General features: G+C 41.1%; 1 protein-coding gene. It reads right to left on the reverse strand.

Translation table 11 applies throughout. The annotated features are described in order from the left end of the window. Positions 1 to 52: 52 nt before the first annotated feature. On the reverse strand, positions 53 to 528 hold a 476-nt coding region (locus ACERJO_RS21060), incomplete at its 5' end, for an IS66 family transposase (RefSeq protein ID WP_373648787.1).

Genomic DNA, 528 nt, shown 5'->3' on the forward strand with positions numbered 1-528 from the left:
GTAAGCGTCAAATAGTCCCCACCTATGGCCAAGATGGGGACTATAGTAAAATCTAGTTATCAGTTTTCACATAACAATGCTCTGGTAGAGTTTCGGACCAAGGCAGTAGCTGATCGATTGTTTTTTCATTAGTCGTATCCAAGTTAGGAAGCTCCTCGAAAAGAACCTTCAAATAGTGATAAGGATTTAGTCCGTTTTCCTTCGCTGTTTCAATAATGCTATAGGTTAAGGCACTTGCCTTGGCTCCTTTTGGTGAATTGGCAAAAATCCAATTTTTTCGGCCGATCACGAATGGTTTAATCGATCGTTCACTTCGATTATTATCGATCTCCAATCGACCATCCTCTAAGTACACTTCTAGCTTTCCCCATTGATTGCGACAATATTTAATGGCTTGTCCGAGTGCACTTTTCGGCAACACCTTTGGTGTTTGCTGACGAAGCCATGCCGAAAAAGCATCAAGAATCGGCCGACTTTTTTCTAGCCGTACTTGATAACGTTCTTCAAAGGATAAAGGTTTGATTTCTT

This window comes from Halalkalibacter sp. AB-rgal2, assembly GCF_041821005.1.
GTDB lineage: Bacteria > Bacillota > Bacilli > Bacillales > Bacillaceae_D > Halalkalibacter.